At 70.5% G+C, this 18,166-nt stretch carries 15 protein-coding genes; 12 read left to right on the top strand and 3 right to left on the bottom strand.

Translation table 11 applies throughout. From position 1 onward, the window contains the following. The 12 genes from VGZ32_RS25670 to pstB form a co-directional block, all read left to right on the top strand. On the top strand, positions 1-630 hold a 630-nt coding region (locus VGZ32_RS25670), incomplete at its 5' end, for a 4'-phosphopantetheinyl transferase superfamily protein (protein ID WP_326888771.1). A gap of 220 nt (positions 631-850) precedes the next feature. Further along, positions 851-2,290 carry a M20/M25/M40 family metallo-hydrolase gene (locus VGZ32_RS25665; RefSeq protein WP_349263748.1) on the top strand — a complete coding sequence of 480 codons (1,440 nt, stop codon included), beginning with the start codon at positions 851-853 and terminating at the stop codon, positions 2,288-2,290. Positions 2,291-2,663: 373 nt separating this feature from the next. Beyond that, positions 2,664-3,044, top strand: coding sequence for a hypothetical protein (locus VGZ32_RS25660; protein WP_326888769.1), 381 nt, complete (start codon positions 2,664-2,666; stop codon positions 3,042-3,044). A 1-nt stretch (position 3,045) separates the two neighbouring features. Continuing rightward, positions 3,046-4,098, top strand: coding sequence for a phosphate ABC transporter permease subunit PstC (pstC, locus tag VGZ32_RS25655; RefSeq protein ID WP_326888768.1), 1,053 nt, complete (start codon positions 3,046-3,048; stop codon positions 4,096-4,098). A gap of 1 nt (position 4,099) precedes the next feature. Further along, the gene (locus tag VGZ32_RS25650) at positions 4,100-5,404 is read left to right on the top strand and encodes a PstA family ABC transporter permease (protein ID WP_326888767.1); all 1,305 of its coding nucleotides are present in this window, start codon (positions 4,100-4,102) and stop codon (positions 5,402-5,404) included. Further along, a complete protein-coding gene (locus VGZ32_RS25645; RefSeq protein ID WP_326888766.1) occupies positions 5,401-7,026 on the top strand; it encodes a substrate-binding domain-containing protein in 1,626 nt (541 codons plus the stop codon). Before VGZ32_RS25650 ends, VGZ32_RS25645 begins: the two co-directional genes overlap by 4 nt. Beyond that, entirely contained in the window at positions 7,023-9,575 is a 2,553-nt protein-coding gene (locus tag VGZ32_RS25640) for a hypothetical protein (RefSeq protein WP_326888765.1), read from the top strand. Before VGZ32_RS25645 ends, VGZ32_RS25640 begins: the two co-directional genes overlap by 4 nt. Before the next feature lie 66 nt (positions 9,576-9,641). After that, complete coding sequence (locus VGZ32_RS25635; protein ID WP_326888763.1) at positions 9,642-10,646, top strand: hypothetical protein; 1,005 nt, start codon at positions 9,642-9,644, stop codon at positions 10,644-10,646. A gap of 75 nt (positions 10,647-10,721) precedes the next feature. Further along, on the top strand, positions 10,722-12,269 hold the full coding sequence (locus tag VGZ32_RS25630; protein WP_326888762.1) for an Ig-like domain-containing protein: 1,548 nt from the start codon (positions 10,722-10,724) through the stop codon (positions 12,267-12,269). A 121-nt stretch (positions 12,270-12,390) separates the two neighbouring features. Then, a complete protein-coding gene (locus VGZ32_RS25625) occupies positions 12,391-13,575 on the top strand; it encodes a WxL protein peptidoglycan domain-containing protein (protein WP_326888761.1) in 1,185 nt (394 codons plus the stop codon). Next, positions 13,572-14,486 carry a sortase gene (locus VGZ32_RS25620; RefSeq protein WP_326888760.1) on the top strand — a complete coding sequence of 305 codons (915 nt, stop codon included), beginning with the start codon at positions 13,572-13,574 and terminating at the stop codon, positions 14,484-14,486. Before VGZ32_RS25625 ends, VGZ32_RS25620 begins: the two co-directional genes overlap by 4 nt. Positions 14,487-14,554: 68 nt before the next feature. After that, positions 14,555-15,370 (top strand): phosphate ABC transporter ATP-binding protein PstB, encoded by an 816-nt coding sequence (gene pstB / locus VGZ32_RS25615; RefSeq protein WP_326888772.1) that lies wholly within the window; start codon positions 14,555-14,557, stop codon positions 15,368-15,370. A 39-nt stretch (positions 15,371-15,409) separates the two neighbouring features. Here the strand turns inward: pstB and VGZ32_RS25610 are convergent, their stop codons facing one another. The 3 genes from VGZ32_RS25610 to VGZ32_RS25600 all read right to left on the bottom strand — a co-directional run. Then, positions 15,410-15,811, bottom strand: coding sequence for a hypothetical protein (locus VGZ32_RS25610; protein ID WP_326888759.1), 402 nt, complete (start codon positions 15,809-15,811; stop codon positions 15,410-15,412). 80 nt (positions 15,812-15,891) lie between these two features. Beyond that, a complete protein-coding gene (locus tag VGZ32_RS25605) occupies positions 15,892-17,625 on the bottom strand; it encodes a SulP family inorganic anion transporter (RefSeq protein ID WP_326888758.1) in 1,734 nt (577 codons plus the stop codon). A 212-nt stretch (positions 17,626-17,837) separates the two neighbouring features. Next, a partial coding sequence (locus VGZ32_RS25600) for a putative Ig domain-containing protein (protein WP_326888757.1) occupies positions 17,838-18,166 on the bottom strand: 329 nt, incomplete at its 5' end.

The following is an 18,166-nucleotide window of genomic DNA, read 5'->3' as shown; positions in this document are numbered from 1 at the left end:
TATGCCGAGTACGAACGCACATCGCCCACCGACCGTGGCCGGTGGCTGGCGGACCGGCTGGCCGCCAAGGACGCGGTGCGCACCGCGTTGTGGGACGAGGGAACCGCGGAGGTGTATCCCACCGAGCTGCGCATCGATCTGCCCACGAACGGACGACCGCTCGCAACGGACGTGCGCGGTCGAGGCTTCGGCGATTTCAGCGTGTCGATCGCGCACCAGGGCGAGGCCACCGTCGCCATCGCGCGGCGGCGGGCGGACCCTGCGCAGCCGGACGGACCAGGCGCGGGCATCGACATCGCCGAGATGACCGAACCGGACGACGGCAGGGTCGCACTCGCGATATCAGAAGCCGAACAAGCAAAACTGCATGCGCTCGGAGCGTCGGATCGGACCTACTGGTTCGCGGTCATCCAGGCGGCGAAAGCTGCCGCCGCGAAAGCGCACGGCACCGGCAGTGGAAATCTCGCGCGATTCGAAGTGCTGGAGGTGACCCGCGACCACGCGCTCGTCGAGGGCGGACGCCAGCGCTACGACGTCCAGCACTGCACGATGAAGAACCCCGACGACCTCCCAACGCGGGAGTACGTGGTTGCCTGGACCTTCGGCCCGCGAGTCGCGGAATCGCCGTAGCCCAATACGGTACGCTGACCTGCTCATACGTGTACCCGCTGCCGCTCGCCACCCGTCCGTGGATATCAGGGCCGCACCGACGACTCCCCCGCCACAACCGAGCCACATATCTTGCCCCTTGCAGTTCCATCCCCATTGACGCCCCGCTCCGCCGATTTGCCATCGACGTGTCCGGCTCGGACCGGTTGACAAATCGGCCGAGCGGGTGAGTGATGCTGGAATGGAAGGGAGAATCAGCCCATTGCGCAGCGGGCCCACCCGCCGCGCGTTCTTGTCCGCCTCGGCTGCTACTGCTGTCGGGGCGCCCCTGGTCTCGGTCGCGGCGGCGCAGGCCGCGAGTGCCGGCCCGACGTCGTTGCCGCGTCGGGAACCGGACGAGGCACTACGTGACCTGATCCGCCAGATCGATCCGGACCGGATGCAGGCCACGGTGGAGCGGCTCATCCAGTTCGGCACCCGGCACACCGCGTCCAGCCAGACCGACCCGGTTCGCGGTATCGGCGCGGCCACCGACTGGGTGATTGGGCAGATGCAGGCGATCGCGGCCACCTCGAACGGTGCGATGACCGTGCAGCGGCAGACCTTCGTCCAGCCGGTGTCGTCGCGGATCCCGGTTCCCACCACGATCACCAACTGCATCGCCACGTTGAAGGGTACTGCCACCCCCGAGCGTTTCTACGTCGTCACCGGGCACCTGGACTCCCGGGTGACCGACGTGCTGGACTTCACCAGCGACGCCCCCGGCGCCGACGACGACGGCTCGGGCGTGGCCGTGGTGCTCGAGCTCGCCTGGCTGTTCGCCGGCCATCAGTTCCCTGGCACCGTGGTGTTCGCCACCGTGGCCGGCGAGGAGCAAGGGCTCTACGGCTCGGCGTTCATGGCCCAGCAGATGAGCGCCGCCGGGAACGACGTGCAGGGCATGTTCAGCAACGACATAGTCGGGGCGAGCCAGGGCTGGGACGGCACCCGGCCGGACCCGCACAGCCTGCGGCTCTTCGTCGAGGGCATCCCGACCGCGGCCACGCCCGGCCAGATCTCGCTCATGCAGTCCGTCGGCGGCGAGAACGACGGCGCGACCCACCAGCTGGCCCGGTTCGTGGTGGAGTCGGCGCCGTTCGACCTGACCGAGATCGACATCCGGGTGATCTGGCGCCGCGACCGTTACCTGCGCGGCAGCGACCACATCTCGTTCCAGCAGCAGGGCTACCCGGCGGCCAGGTTCACCGAGCCGCGCGAGAACTTCGACCACGAACACCAGAACACCCAGGTCGTGAACGGCGTACAGTTCGGCGACCTGATCGAGTTCGTCGACTTCGACTACGCGGCCCGGGTGGCGAAGGTGAACGCGGCGGCGCTGTGGTCGCTGGCCACCGCGCCGGGCACCCCGAAAGGCGTGCAGATCCACACGACCCCGCCCGGCACGCTCGCGGGCACCAACGTCACCACGCTCAGCTGGACCGCCAACCCCGCGACAGACCTGGCCGGATACGAGGTCGTCACCAGGGAGACCACCTCAGCCGACTGGACCGCCGCGATCGACGTCGGCAATGTCACCACGGTCGCCCTCGACATCGCAAAGGACAACGTACAGTTCGGCATCCGGGCGATCGATCAGACCGGCCACCGCAGCCCCGCCGCATTCCCCCAAGTAGCCGCCTAGAGCACATCGAGCAGTGACAGCGGCCGGCTTGATCGCCACGCCGTGCCGCAGCACACGAATGTATGAACGAACAAGGTCTCCGGCGCGTGAATCACCGGCCAAGACGACCGTCACCGCCGGAGACCTCGCCTCACCGACGGGTGCCGAATTCGAAGCCGCTGGTGATGCGCAAGCCGAAGTCGTGCATTCACCGCGCCCGTGTCTGGCGTTCATTAGTGTGTGCGAGCCATGTCGCCGGGCCGCGACACCGTTCCACTCATCAACGGGTGCGCACGAGGTTGACGTGGGCCTTCGGACCGCGCCCGGTCGAATGGTCGAGGACTCGCCCCGCGGGCTGTGTGGTGGCCGACGCGGGCGGGGAGGGGCGGGCACCATGGCGCGGCCACGTTTCCTGTTCGAATATAAGCCTTTTGATATAAATGAGCGCAGCGCGGGGCCGGTGTGCTGGCGGCTGCTCGGCGCGAACAACCGCGAGCTCGGGCGGGGGCCGGGCCAGTTCTCCGACCTCGAGGGCTGCCAGGCCGCGGTGCGCGACCTGGTCGCCCGGATCGCGGGCGCGACCCCGGGCATCACCTCGGACTCGGGCCACACCGGCGCCTGGAGCTGGCGGCTGGACCTCGGCGGCCGCGCGGTGGCCGTGTCCTGCCGCACCTACCTGCGCCACCGCGAGTGCACGTACAGCCTCGCGCACTTCATCGGCGCGGTGCCAGAAGCCGTCGTGGCCACCGCGCTGTCCGCGGGCGGACGGCGCTGAGATGTCCGAAGCGGCCGCGAGCGGCCCGACCACATACGTCGTGGCTCCCGAGCCGGCCGACGTGCCCGAACCACGCCGCGCCCTGCGCGAGCGCGCGGTGGGCGGCGACCGCGCCTTCATGGCCGGGCTCACCGGCAGCGGCCTGTCCGTCCTGGTGATCATCGGCGTCATCGGGCTCTTCCTCACCGTGCGGGCCTGGCAGGCGCTGCACGTCGCCGGCTGGAGCTTCCTGACCACCCAGCAGTGGCAGCCCGGCGCCGGAACCGGTAGCCAGACCCGCTTCGGCGTGGCCGGGATCCTGACCGGCACGGTCCTGATCGGCCTCACCGCGATCGTCATGGCGGTGCCGTTGGCCTTCGGGACGGCGCTGTACATCTCGGAGTACGCGCCGGCCCGCGCCAAGCGTGCGCTGACCAGCGCGGTCGACCTGATGGCCGCGATCCCGAGCGTCGTGTACGGGCTCTGGGGCTTCCTCTTCCTCGAGCCGCGGGCCGGCCACATCGCCCGCTGGATGGCCACGTACCTCGACTGGATCCCGATCTTCAAGGTCGACGGCGCGCGCCCGGACGACCCGCTCGCCCCGGCGACCGTCTATACGGCCTCGACTTTCATCGTCGGGATGGTCGTGGCCCTGATGATCACCCCGATCGTGTGCGCGATGATGCGCGAGTCCTTCTCCCAGGCTCCGCTCGGCGAACGCGAGGGGGCCTACGCCCTCGGCGCGACCAAGTGGGGCGTGATCCGGATGGTCGTGCTGCCGTTCGGACGCGGCGGCATGATCGGCGGCACCATGCTCGGGCTCGGCCGGGCCCTCGGCGAGACCATCGCCGTCTTCATGATCATCTCCCTGGTCTTCCAGATCCAGCCGCACCTGCTCCAGGCCGGCGGCAGCTCGGTGGCCGCCCTGATCGCCTCGCACTACGGCACGGCCACCCCCTTCGAGCTGTCCGCGCTGATGGCGGCCGGCCTGACGCTGTTCCTGCTCACCCTGGTGGTCAACCTGGCGGCGTCGGCGATCATCGCCCGCAGCCGGTCCGGACAGGAAAGTGGTTGAGATGCAGACGGCCCCGCCGGAAGCCCCGCCCGCGCTCGAGCCGCCGCCAGAGTCCGAACCCGGGCCCACCCCGGTGCAGCGCCGGCCGGAGACCAGGCGGCTGACCGACCCGCTGCGCAGGGAGGGCTTCTTCGCGCTGCTCGGCGCGGGGCTCGGCGGCGTCAGCCTGACCCTGCTGCTCACCCACTGGATCGCGCCGTTCAACGGGAACATCGGCTTCGTCCTGATCAGTTTCGGGTTCTTCGTCCTGCTCTACGGCATCGTGGTCGCGCTCGAGGAGGACGCGCCGACGGTACGCGACCGGATCGTCGGGCTGGTGGTGCGGTCGATCGCGGTGCTGGTCTTCGGGGTGATGGCCTTCGTCATCGTCTTCCCGTGGTTCAACGGCCGCACGTCGCTCTTCCACGCGAACTTCTACACCCAGGACCTGCGGCTGGCCGGGCCGCTCGCCCCGATCGGCGTCGGCGGGCTGCTGCACGCCCTGGTCGGCACCCTCGAGCAGATCACGATCACCCTCGCGATCACCGTCCCGCTCGGCATCACCTGCGCGCTCTTCATGAACGAGATCCCGGGCCGGCTGGCGAACCTGGTGCGCGCGGTCGCGGCCGCGGCGACCGCGCTGCCGTCGATCGTCGCGGGCCTGTTCATCTTCGCGCTGGCGATCCTCCAGTTCGGACTGCCGAAGTCGGGCCTCGCCGCCGGGCTCGCGCTCAGCGTGATGACCCTGCCGATCATCATCCGCGCCTCCGATGTCGTGCTGCGCCTGGTCCCGGCCGGACTGAAGGAGGCCTCGTACGCGCTCGGCGCCGGACGGTGGCGCACCGCGCTGCTGGTCACCCTGCCCACCGCCCGGTCCGGGCTGGCCACGGCGGTGATCCTCGGCGCGGCGCGCGGCATCGGCGAGACCTCCCCGGTGCTGCTGACCGCCGGTTATTCGCAGTACCTGAACGCCGATCCGCTCTCCGGACCGCAGACGTCGCTGCCGCTGGCGACCTTCAAGCTGGTCACCTCCGGCCAGCCGAACTACATCGCCCGCGGATACGGCGCCGCGGCGCTGCTGATGTCCCTGGTCCTGATCCTCTTCCTGGCCGCGCGGGCGGTCGGCGGACGCGGTCCGGGACAGCTCAGCGCGCGGCAGCGGCGCGCACGGGCACTGGCTTCGGCCCGCATCGCCGGGCGCTTCGCCCCCGCGGATCACGTGCCGGACGCGCTCGCCCCAGATCCGTCCGACCCGGGCGCGTTCGACCGAGACGCGTTCAACCCAGGCGAATACGACGAGCCCGACACCACGGAGCACGACGCATGAACCGTATGAAAGTCCTGATCATCGCGACGGCCACAGCGCTGACCGCTGTGCTCGCCTCGCCCGGCCCGGCCGCCGCGGCCTCGTACGTCCCGGTCAACGGGGCCGGTTCGACCTGGGCCGAGAACGCCATCAACCAGTGGACGGGCGACGTCTCGCAGTACGGCATGGAGGTCAACTACGCCGGCACCGGCTCCTCCGACGGCCGCAACCAGTTCAAGGCCGGCACCGTCGACTTCGCCGCCTCGGACATCCCCTACGGCGAGTCGGACGACGGGATCGTCGACCCGCCGCCGTCGCGCGGCTTCGCCTACATGCCGGTCGTCGCGGGCGGCACCGCCTTCATGTACCACCTCGACATCGGCGGGCGCCGGGTGACCAACCTGCGACTGTCCGGCGACCTCATCACGAAGATCTTCACCGGGAACATCACCCAGTGGGACGACCCGGCCATCAAGGCGGAGAACCCGGGCCTGACCATGCCGAGCCGGCAGATCATCCCGGTGGTGCGCACCGACGGCTCCGGCTCGACGGCGCAGCTGACCATGTGGATGGCGCAGCTGTACTCGAACATCTGGAACCCCTACTGCGCAAAGGCCGGCCGGGTCTCCAACCCCTGCGGCAGCACGTCGATCTTCCCGGTCATCCCCGGGTCCGACTTCATCGGCCAGTCACTCGACTCCGGAGTCACCGGCTACGTCGCACAGTCGACCTCTGAGGGTTCGATCACTTACACCGAGTACTCGTACGCGCGCCAGTCCGGCTTTCCCGTGGTCCGGCTGCTCAACGCCGCCGGCTACTACAACCTGCCGACCGCCCAGAACGTCGCCGTCGCACTGGTCCAGGCGAAGATCAACCAGGACTCCTCGAACCCGGCGGTCTACCTGACCCAGGACCTGAGCAGCGTCTACACGGACCCTGATCCGCGCACCTACCCGCTGTCGAGCTACAGCTACATGGTCATCCCGACCAGCACGGCCAGCCCGTTCAACACCTCGAAGGGGAACACGCTCGGCGCGTTCGCCTACTACCTGCTGTGCCAAGGGCAGTATCCGATGGACGGGCTCGGCTACTCGCCGCTGCCGATCAACCTGGTGAAGGCCGGATTCCAGCAGATCCTGCGGATCCCGGGCGCGCAGGCGCAGAACATCAACGTCGCGGGCTGCAAGAACCCGACGTTCTCCCAGAACGGCACCAACACACTCGTGGCCACCGCGCCATACCCGCACGCGTGCGACAAAGCCGGGCCGACGCAGTGCGCCGCGGACGGCGTGACCGCGCTCCCGGCGGGCGGGCCGGGAGGCGCGGGCGGATCCGGGGGATCCGGCGCGGGCGGCGCGGGCGTCGGCGCCTCGGGTTCGGCGTCGGCGGGCGCATCCGGCCCGGCCTCCGCGAACGCCAGCCAGGGGACCGGCGCCGTCAACCCGGACACCGGGCAGGGCGCCGGGGGCGGCGGCGCGAACTCGTCCTACAACCCGAACGTCGTGGCCGGACAGGTCATCGTCGGCGCGACGCCGACCAGCCCGGTCGGCCTGATCCTGACCGTCGCCGCGGTGCTCTTCCTGCTCGGCGCGGTCTTCGGACCGGTCGCGCTGGCCCGGTTGAACAAGAGGCGCGCACGGTGACCGCGCCCCTCGTCAGGAGGCTGTCCTCAGGCGTGGCCGCCCTCGCGGCGGTCGCCGGGCTGCTCGGGACCGCCCCGCATCCCGCCGTCGCCTCCTCCACCGGCGTGCCCGACTCGCCCGCGACCCTCAGCGGCACCGGCCCCTTCAGCAGCCTGAAGGTGACCGTCAGCCAGACGCAGAACCTGATCAACCAGGACGTCAGCGTCAGCTGGACCGGCGGCGTGCCCACCGTTCCGTCCTCAGGGGTCTTCTACACCGACTACCTGCAGATCATGGAGTGCTGGGGCGACGACCCGGCGACCGGCCCCGACCCGTCCCAGTGCGAGTTCGGCCCGGTGCGCACCACCGCCCAGCTCGGCGGCACCTGGGCGAACACCAGGCAGCTGACCTACCCCGGGCTGGTCGACCCCGCCGAGACCGATGTGCCAGCCGGCTACGCCGGAGCGAACCTCTTCATGCCGTTCTCCGCCGCCCCCGATACGGTGCCGACCGCGCCGTACACCCGGCCGCCGCTCGCCCCGGACGTCTCCGGCAGCGCGAACTACTTCGACCAGTCCGACACGAACGAGGTCGACTACGCCCGCACCGACGCGGACGGCACCGGGCACGAGTTCTTCCAGATCGACACCGACCGCGAGGCCCCAGGACTCGGCTGCGGCAAGGCGGTGACCGCCCCCTCCGGCGGATCCGTCGTCGAGCCCTGCTGGCTGGTCGTGGTCCCGCGCGGCCACGTCGAGGTCGACGGCAGCGTGCGCATCGGCACCACGGTCGCCACCGCCGACGACTCCTCGCCGCTGTCCGCGACCAACTGGGCGAACCGCATCGCGTTCCCGCTCAGCTTCCAGCCGGTCACCTCGCTGTGCACGATCGGGGCGCTCGAGGTCCAGGTGGTCGGCGACGAGCAGGCGGCCGAGGCGATGTCCCGCTGGCAGCCCGGCCTTTGCCAGCAGAACGCCGCCAGCCCGTACAGCTACTCGCAGATCGGCGACGACGAGTCACGCAGCCAGCTGACCTCGGGCAGCCCCGGCCTCGCCCTGCTCTCCGATCCGCCGCCGGCGCAGCCCGGCGCCCTGTACGCCCCCGTCGCCGTCAATGCCCTGACGATCTCGTTCTACATCCAGAGCCAGGGCGGGGCCGGCGACGCCGCGAACCAGAACGGCGTGCAGATCACCCGGCTCAACCTCAACGCCCGGCTGGTCGCGAAGCTGCTCACCCAGTCGTATAAAGCGGGTGTCGGCACCGTAGGACCCACCGACGTGCCCCCGCTGAACCCGCTCGATCTGACCGCCGATCCCGAGTTCCTCGCGCTCAATCCGCAGTTCACCGGCCTCGACTACGCGGCGCACGCGATCCCTGACGTCATCGTCCCGTTCGGCAACGCCGACGCCTACGCCGAGCTGTGGACCTGGATCGACAACGATCCCGCCGCCCGCGCGTTCCTCGACGGCGACCCCGACAACGACCCCCGGGATCCCGGCGGCAATCCGGCCTACAAAGGCATGACCGTCAATCCCAATTACCTCAAGACGCAGCTGCCGATCGAGGACTTCCCGACCACCGACCCGTACTGCCAGGAGCCCACCGCCGTACCGGCGGGTGAAGGCACGCAGACCCCGCTGTGCGGCATCGCGCTGCACCCCTACTCGACGAGCCTGCACCAGGCGGCGCTCGCCGCGACCCAGGGAAGCCAGCTCCTCCACGTCACCTGGGGGCAGAGCGGCCAGGTCTGGGGCTGGGTGTCCACCCCCGCCGAGTCCGACGGCGACATCGGGATCCTCGCCCTCGCCGACGCTGCGACCGCCGCCAAGTACGACCTGCCGACCGCTCGCCTGTGCAACGACAAGGCCGGGCAACCGGGACCGGACGGCAACCTCGACCAGGACTGCATGGGCGTGGCCACGGACTCGATGGACGCCGCGCTGACCGACGCCGTCCCCAGCGCCGCCGCGCCGTCCGTGCTGATCCCGAACCCCAACACGATCGACCCGCGCGCCTACCCGCTGACCACCGTCACCTACGCGGCGACCGTGCCGACCGAGCTGACCCCCGTCCAGGCGGATCAGTACGCGAACCTGCTCGACTACGTCGCCGGGCCCGGCCAGGTCTCCGGCCTCGCGCCCGGCGACCTCGCGCTCGGCTACGCCCCGCTGGTGCCCGGACTGGTCGCGCAGACCCGGGCCGCGGCGACGATCCTGCACGAGGTGGCGGTCGGCACGTACACCGGCACGCCCTCGTCGACCGGCCCGGGCGGGATACTCCCGCCGCTAGGCGGAATCAACCCGCTGACCGACCTGACCGGTGGACTCTCCCCGGCCACCGCTCCCGGCCTCACCACCGCCGTGATACCGCTGCCGCCCGCCAATCCCGGCAAGGTTCTGTACGCGAAGCTGTCCTCCTCCACGCAGTCCACCGCGGTGACCGCGCCCGCCCCGCTCGGCGCCGTCCGCTACGTGCTGTTCGGCTGCCTGATCGCGGCCGCGGTCTGCCTCTGCGCCGGACGGGGACTGCTGATCTACGCCCGGCGGCTCGCGCGCAAAACAGGGCACTGAAACCCCAGATGTCCCCGGGACAACTCCGCCCCGGGGCGTTCCTCCTCGAAAGGAAGAGGAAAAAGAGTGAACAGAAGGGCGAAAATCCTCGCCGTCGCGGGCGTCCTCGGACTCGCCGGCTCGATCCTGGGGGCTTCCGCAGCCCAGGCCGACCCGACCGGCACGCCGACGTTCCGGCAGCTGGCGGGTGTGGGTTCGGACACCACCACCCCGGTCATGAACGCGCTGTCCAACCTGATCACCGTCAACGGCACCAAGGTGCTCGGTTCGTACGACGCGACCGGCTCGGCGACGATCCAGACCCAGTCGTCGACCGCCTGCACCATCAACCGGCCCAACGGTTCCGGCGCGGGCCGCGCGGCCCTGCTCGCCTCGCTCGAGGCGAACAGCGGCGCGGGCGACGGCTGCCTGCAGTACTCCCGCTCCTCCAGCGTGAACACGGCCGCCACCGGCGGACCGAAGCTCACCTACGTCCCGTTCGCGGTGGACGCGGTCACCTACGCGATCACCAACAACAGCGTGGTGCCGCGGTCGCTGACCCTGGCCCAGCTGCAGTCGATCTACCAGTGCAACCCGGCCTTCGTCGGCACCGGACCGAACTACAGCATCGTCCCGCTGCTCCCGCAGCCCGGCTCGGGCACCCGCTCCTTCTGGGAGACCGAGATGGGCATCACCGACACCCAGGTCACCACGGGCGCGCTGCCGTGCATCTCGGACATGTCCGGCGGACAGCTGATCGAGGAGCAGGACGGCCGGGTGCTCAGCAGCAACACCCTCGTCCCGTTCTCGATCGCGTCCTACGACGCCGAGGAGTCGCAGACCATCTCCGACGTCCGCGGCAACGCGGTGCTCGGCGTGATCAACGGCATCACCTCGCAGCAGATCAACACCGGCTTCCAGGTGACCCGCGAGGTCTACAACGTGATCCCGACGGCCGACCAGACGGTGGCCCCGTGGAGCACGGTCTTCGTCGGCTCGACGTCGCTGATCTGCAGCAACGCGGCGACGATCCAGCAGTACGGGTTCAACCCCGACCCGAACTGCGGCAGCACCACGACCCAGACCCAGTGACCCGCCGCCGACTTCCTTAAGGATCCTGAGAGGTAGACGAACTTGTTTGCACACCGGCTCTTCCGCACGGCCGCGGTGGGTCTGGCGACCCTCGTCGCGGCCGGCACGGTGAGCGTGCTGACATCGACGGCCGCCTCGGCCGCGAGCGGCGGCACGCTGACCGTCTCGCAGCCGACCGGCACCGACACCACCGCGTTCAGCGTCTCGACCTCGGCCCCGTGCCCGGCGGCCGACCCCGACCTGCTCGCGGTGTTCTCCGGCGGCAACTTCCCGGCCAACGCCTACGTCGTGAACAAGGGCCCGGTCAGCGCGTACGGCGCGTCGCCCACCGGCGGCTACGTCATCCCGCTGTCCTTCAGCCTGCGCACCCTGGCCCAGAACTACCAGGTCAGCGCGCTGGACCCGACCAACCCGACGCAGTACACGATCGACGTGCAGTGCGTGCCGCTGTTCGGCACGACCGACGACCTCGACTTCTCCACCGACATCTGGTTCACCAGCGAGACCACGTGGACCGCGACCAACCCGAACGCCGCGGTCACTCCGACGACCACCACCCTGACCGCCAGCCCGACGTCCCCGACGACGGTCGGCGGCACGGTCACCCTCACCGCCACGGTCGGTCCGGCCGCGGCGGCGGGCTCGGTCTCCTTCTCCGACGGCACCTCCGTCCTGGGGACCTCGGCCGTGACCAACGGCACCGCGATCCTGAGCACCAGCGCGCTGGGCATCGGCACGCACTCGCTGACGGCCGCGTTCACCCCGACCAACCCGGCGACCTACGGCAGCTCCGCCTCAGCGGCGCTCTCGTACGTCGTCAACCCGGCCGCCGCGACCCAGACCACCACCGCGCTCGCGGTGTCGCCGGGTAGCTCGGCCGAGCAGTTCAGCCAGGTCACGCTGACCGCGACCGTCTCGCCGAGCACGGCGACCGGCAGCGTCCAGTTCCTGGACGGCTCCACCTCGCTCGGCACGGTACCGCTGTCCAACGGTTCGGCCACGCTGAGCATCAGCACCCTGGCGGTCGGCACGCACAGCTTCACCGCCGACTACACCCCGGCCGACCCGACCGTGTACGTCGCCTCGGTCTCCGCCGCGGTGCCGTTCCAGATCACCCCGTTCACCGGCTCCTCGGCGACGGAGACGATCACCACCACGGTGGCCCCGGGCTCGCTGGTCATCAGCGTCCCGAACAATCAGGTGGCGCTGCCGACCCCGCTGCTGAACAGCGACGGCTCGCTGTTCACGACGACCGGCGCGCTGCAGACGATCACCGTGACGGACAACCGCGCCGGCAACCCCGGCTGGACCCTGTCCGGCGTGGCGACCTCCTTCACCAACGGCACCGCGCAGATCAACGCCGAGAACCTCGGGTGGACGCCGAAGCTGGTGGACGAGTCCACCGGCCAGACGATCACCCTCGGCGCGACCGTCGCCCCGGCGGCCGGCGTCGCGGCGTCGGACACCGGCACGGCGGGCCTGGCCAAGTCGCAGACCCTGGCCACCGCGGCCCCGGGCGCCGGACTCGGCACGGCTCACCTCGGCGCCGCCCTGGCGCTGAACGCCCCGACGACGACCACGCCGGGGACGTACACCTCCACCCTCACCCTCACCGCCATCTAGCCGACCAGCCAGCTGGCACCGGTTAACCGGTAGGTGAACGCGTGGTAGCCGGGCACCGATACTGCCCGGCTACCACGTCCACAATTCTGACTCACGCCCGAAGGGACCTCCCATGGCCCGGATGCGCACGCTCCTCGCCGGCCTGGCCGCAGTGGCCATGGCAGGCAGCACCTTCCTCACCGTCCCCGCTGCAGCGGACGGCGGCACCGGCACTGCCGGTTCCGGCGCGGCCGGCTCCGCTCCCAGCGCCGCCAACGCGACGTTCGGCATCCAGCCCGCGACCGCGAAGGGCCCTGACAACCGCGACAGCTTCACCTATTCGGCCACGCCCGGCGCGGAAGAGGTCGACTACGTCGCGATCACCAACTACACCGGCGCGCCGCTGGCCCTGCACATCTACGCGACGGACGCGTACAACACACAGGACGGCGGCTTCTCGGTACTGCCCTCCACGGTCAAGCCCCGGGACATCGGGCTCTGGATCACGCTGCCGAAGCAGTTCCTCACGATCCCGGCCAAGACCACGGAGATCATGCCGTTCAGCCTCAAGGTCCCGCCGAACGCGAGCGTCGGCGACCACGCCGGCGGGATCATGGCCGCGCTGACGACCATGGCGTACGACGCGAAGGGCAACCAGGTCGCGATCGAGTCGCGGGTCGGCTCGCGCATCGCGCTGCGGGTGCCCGGTCCGCTGCGCGGCGCGGTCACCATCACCGCGGTGTCAGTGGACTTCCACGACTCGTTGAACCCGTTCGCGGCCGGATACACGACGGTCGGCTACACCGTGAACAACACCGGGAACGTCCGGCTCACCGGGACCCAGTCGGTCACCATCAGCAGTCTGTTCGGCGGCTCGAAGCAGAGTCCGCGGATCGCCGGCATCAAGGAGCTGCTGCCCGGCGACTCGATGCGGGTCACCACCCGGATCGACGGCGTGCTGCCCTCGCTCACCGGCACCGTGCACATCACCGTCGGCCCCGCCGCGTACGGCACCGACCTGGACCCGAAGATCTCCTCGGTGTCGCAGACCTCGACGATGATCGCGATGCCATGGTCGTTCTTCGTCCTGCTGGTGCTGCTCGGCGCCGGTGCGTACCTGCTCTGGCGGCGCCGTCGCCAGTCGGGCAAGGGCGGCGGCAACGGCGACGCGAAGAAGATGCCGCCGTCCAAGCCGCCGGTCCCGGCCGCCCGCAAGACCGCTCCCAAGCCCGGTGCGGCCGGTCCCAGGACCACCGCCCCCCGGCCGAAGCCGAAGGTCACCGCGCCCGTGCCGAGCAAGGCGGGCGCGAAGCCGGTGCGCCCGTGACCGTCGTCGTCGAGTACACCCCGGCCGACGCGCCCGAGCTGCCGCCGACCAGCCCGACCCGGTGGAACCGCGCGTTCGTCAGCCGGATCACCGGGATCGCCCTGATGACGATCGCCGTAGCCACAACCTCCTTCATCGCGGAGGTCGGCCTGATCGGCCGGTTCGAGCAGAGCCACGACCAGACCCTCGACTACGCGTACCTGCGCTACCAGCTGGCGAACTCGATCGCGCCGGTCGGCTCGCGCGACTACCTGGGCGACCAGCTCACGCTCGGCTCGCCGGTCGCGCTGCTGGACATCCCGGCCGTCGGGCTGAACGAGGTCGTCGACGAGGGCACGACGGCGGGCGTGCTCGAGCGCGGTCCCGGCCACCGGCGCGACACGGTCATGCCGGGGCAGCTGGGGACCAGCGTGATCATGGGCCGGGACGCGGCCTACGGCGGCCCCTTCCACTACATCAGCCAGCTGCAAAAGGACGACACGATCTTCGTGACCACCGGGCAGGGGGAGGCACGGTACCGGGTGCTCGACGTGCGGCACGCGGGCGACCACGATCCGGCCCCGCCCACCGCGAAGGACGGCCGGCTGACCCTGATCACCGCGAGCGGCACCGCGTTCCTGCCCGGCGACCTGGTGCGGGTGGACTCCGAGCTGATCTCGACGCCCCAGCCGAACCCGGGCGGGAACGACATCCAGATCGGCGCGAACGAGAACCCGAACGCCGGGGATCCCGGCGCGTGGCCGCAGATCGTGCTGTGGACGCAGGCGCTGCTGCTCGCCAGTGCCGGGGCGTTCTGGGCGCGGGCGCGGTGGGGCCGGCCTCAGGCCTGGCTGCTCGGTGCGCCGCTGCTCGCGTTCCTGGGCCTGAGCCTCGCCGACCAGCTCGCGCGTCTGCTCCCGAACCTCATCTGAGCCCTGCTACATCCGCACTGACGGATCCGGAGAACACGAGCATGACCGAGACCGACCTGACCACGTTGATGGGCGGCGAGGACGAGGGCGAGTACGAGCACACGCCCACCGCCCGCACCCTCGAGGCGCGCGCCGTCTCGGCGTGGTTCGGCGACCACAAGGTGCTGGACCGGGTCTCGCTGGAGATGCCCGCCGGGCGCGTCACGGCCCTGATCGGCCCGTCCGGCTGCGGGAAGTCGACGTTCCTGCGAATACTCAATCGGATGCACGAGCTGGTGCCGTCCGCGTCGCTGGCGGGCGAGGTACTGCTCGACGGTGACGACGTCTACGCATCCGGGCGGCGGCTGACTGAGGTGCGGGCGCGGATCGGCATGGTGTTCCAGAAGCCGAACCCGTTCCCGGCGATGTCGATCTACGACAACGTGACGTCCGGCCTCAAGCTCACCGGCGTACGCAAGAGCCGCGACGAGCAGGACGAGATCGTCGAGTACTCCCTCACCAGAGCCGGACTGTGGACCGAGGTGCGCGATCGGCTTAAGCAGCCGGGCGGCGCGCTGTCCGGTGGACAGCAGCAGCGCCTCTGTATAGCGCGCTCGCTCGCGGTCGCGCCCGAGGTGCTGCTCATGGACGAGCCCTGCTCCGCCCTCGACCCGACCTCCACCAACCGGATCGAGGAGACCATCAAGGAACTGGCCGACGAGGTCACCATCGTGATCGTCACGCACAACATGCAGCAGGCGGCCCGCATCTCCGACCGCTGCGCGTTCTTCCTCGCCCGCGCCGGCTCCCCCGGCCGCATCGTCGAGTACGGCGACACCGAGGCGATGTTCAACGCGCCCCAGGACCAGGCCACCTACGACTACGTCAACGGCCGCTTCGGCTGACCGTCCGCGCCGAACCCCACTCATTTGAGAGTTCTGCGATTACCCCGCCGGCGAGCCGCCCCGCGCATCGACGATGCGGCACGGGATGTCGGTGTTCTCGTCGACGTAGTAACTCGCGCACACACGGTGGTAGCCATCGGCGATGTGCAGCGGGAGGCCGCGATGGAGGTCGCCGCGCACGAGCAGCACCGGTGAAAGGTGCTCGTGGCCGGCGATCTTCTTCAGGTCCGCTGCCACGTGCGCGTTCTCCTTCGGCAGCAGGCGCAGCCCGGCGGCACGCAGCATGTCCTTCGCCTTGAAATGCGTGATCGCGCTGCCTTTCAGACGTTCGACCAGGTCATCGACCTGGTCCGCAGGCGCGATCATGGAGAGGTACGACGCTGCCGCCGGGTAGTCGTGCTCCTCCGGCTCAGCCTTCCACAACACCTTGGCCTCGCTCATTCACATCACTCCGCACAACTCCAGTAGCAACTGTCCGTAATCAGCCTCGTACCAAGGACCATTGTCCGCCGCCGCGCATCTCACGGCACCCCGGGTGCAGGATTGGGACGGGGCAGAGCGAGGAACGCTTCAAGCGCCTCGCCCGCGGTCTCGAAGCACGCATCCGAGCCGATCTTCTCGGTGATCCCATAGCGGTCGAGTTGCCTGCGCACGTCGTCGATGAGCCCGGAGAGCACGAACCGGGAGCCCTGGGTCTTCAGCCGGTTGTACACCAGGGTGATGACGGCCGCCGCGGTGTAGTCCACGTCGCCGATCGCGGCGGCGTCCAGGCACAGCCACACCGGCGGGGGCCCGTCGCCGATCAGCTCGAGGATGTCCGCGATGAGCCGCGACGCGTTGGCGAAGTACAGGCTGCTGCCGAAGCGGTAGACGATCAGCCCGTCGACCGTCCGCCCGCCCCGCGTGGGTGGCAGGGACAGCCAATGGCCGGCCGGGGACTTCACCAGCAGACTGCTGTGCGGCGCATAGCTGTGCCGGAGATGGTCGATGACGGAGACGACGACCGCGATCGCGATTCCCTGCTCCACGCCGATGAACACGACGCTCGCCGCGGTGATGCAGGCCACTGCGAATTCGAGGCGCCGGACCCGGTAGACGCGGCGCAGGCCGGCGACGTCCACGAGGTCGACACCGATCATGAACACGACGGCGGCGAGCGCCGGCAGCGGCAGGTAGGCCAGCGGCCCGGTGAGCAGGAGGAGGACGAGCAGCACCACGACCGCCGTGCACACCTGGGCCAGCTGGCTGCGCCCGCCCGCGCCGTCCGCGATCTGCGTCTTGGTCGGGCTGCCGTTGACGACGAACGTCCCGGTGAACGCGGCCGACAGGTTCGCGGCCCCGAGCCCCACGAGATCGGCGTCCTCGTCCACGCTCTCCTCGTAGCGGGCCGCGTACGCCCGCGAGGTCGCCGCGCTCTGCGCGAGGATCACCACGAACATCGACAGCGAGACCGACAGGAGCTTGGTCAGGTCGTGCACGGCGAACGACGGCGCCGTCAGGTGCGGCACACCGCTCGGCACCGATCCGAGGACCGCCACGCGGCGCGCCGACAGGTGCGCCGCCTCGCTCACCACGATGGCGGCGACGACCGCGAGCAGGGCGCCGGGCACCTTGGGGGAAAGGCGCCGCACGACGACAACGACCACCACGACGGCGAGCGCGATCAAGGCGGAGGCGCCCTGGACGTGCCCGAGCGCGCGCAACGTGTTGACGAACTTGACCACGGTCCCGCTGCCCGTCGCGGACACGCCGAGCATCTGGGGCAGCTGGCCGAGGGCGACCTGGATACCGACGCCGGTGAGGAAGCCGAGCAGGACGGTGCGGGACAGGAAGTTCGCCAGGAAGCCGAGCCGCACGACCCGCGCCAGGACCAGGAGCACGCCCGCGAGCAGGGCCGCGGTCCCGGCGAGCTTCACATAGTGCGGCGACCCGGCGACGGCGATACCGGACAGGCCCGCGGCCAGGATGGCCGCGGTCGCGGAGTCGGCGCCGACCACCAGGTGCCGCGAGGAGCCGAGCACGGCGAACAGCAGGACGGGCACGAACATCGTGTAGAGACCCGTGACCGGCGGCATCCCGGCGATCTTGGCGTAGCCGAGCACCTCGGGGACGGCCACCGCGGCCAGCGTGATCCCGGCGATCGCCTCCGGGCTCAGCCGCGCCCGCTCGATCGGCAGCAGGCCGCCGAACAGGGCGATCGGCAGGCGGCGCGCCCAGCCGCCCCTACCGCTGCTTACGCTTCCGGGCTCGGCCACCACGCATCACCGCGCCCTCACGTCCAAGCTGCACCAGCGCCCGCACCAGCACCAGTGTCTGAAACTCTGCTTTTACCCTGAAGCGTCGCGGCTCAAGCAGGACGCGCGGCCGAATGGGCGGACATCCGGTGGAGAGCACTGTGAGTCCAGCCGGGCAGCCGTGTGGGAGGGCTGCCCGGCTGGGGTGAGCGGTCTGCTACGCACCGCCCACGTCAGCAGGCGCCGTTGTCCTGCCAGACCGCCCACGAGGCGGGATCGCTCGGGACGGCGCCGGTGGAGTACCAGGTCGAGGTGTACTTGTGCCCGTTGTACGAGACCTGGTTGCCCGGCACGTACGAGGTCGTGGCGCTCCATGCCGGCAGGCCGGCACAACCGCCGCCTCCGGTGCCCGAACCGCTCACGGTCCAGCCGAACGACGTCGAACCCGACTTGCCGGTGCTGTCGGTCGCGGTGACGGTGGTGGTGGAGGTGCCCGCGGTGGTCGGGGTGCCGGAGATCAGGCCGGTGCCGGAGTTGATCGACAGGCCGGCGGGCAGGCCGC

Source organism: Actinocrinis sp. (genome assembly GCF_035938995.1).
In the GTDB taxonomy this organism is placed as follows: Bacteria; Actinomycetota; Actinomycetes; order Streptomycetales; family Catenulisporaceae; genus DASZGI01.
This window is presented reverse-complemented; position numbering and strand designations above follow the sequence as displayed.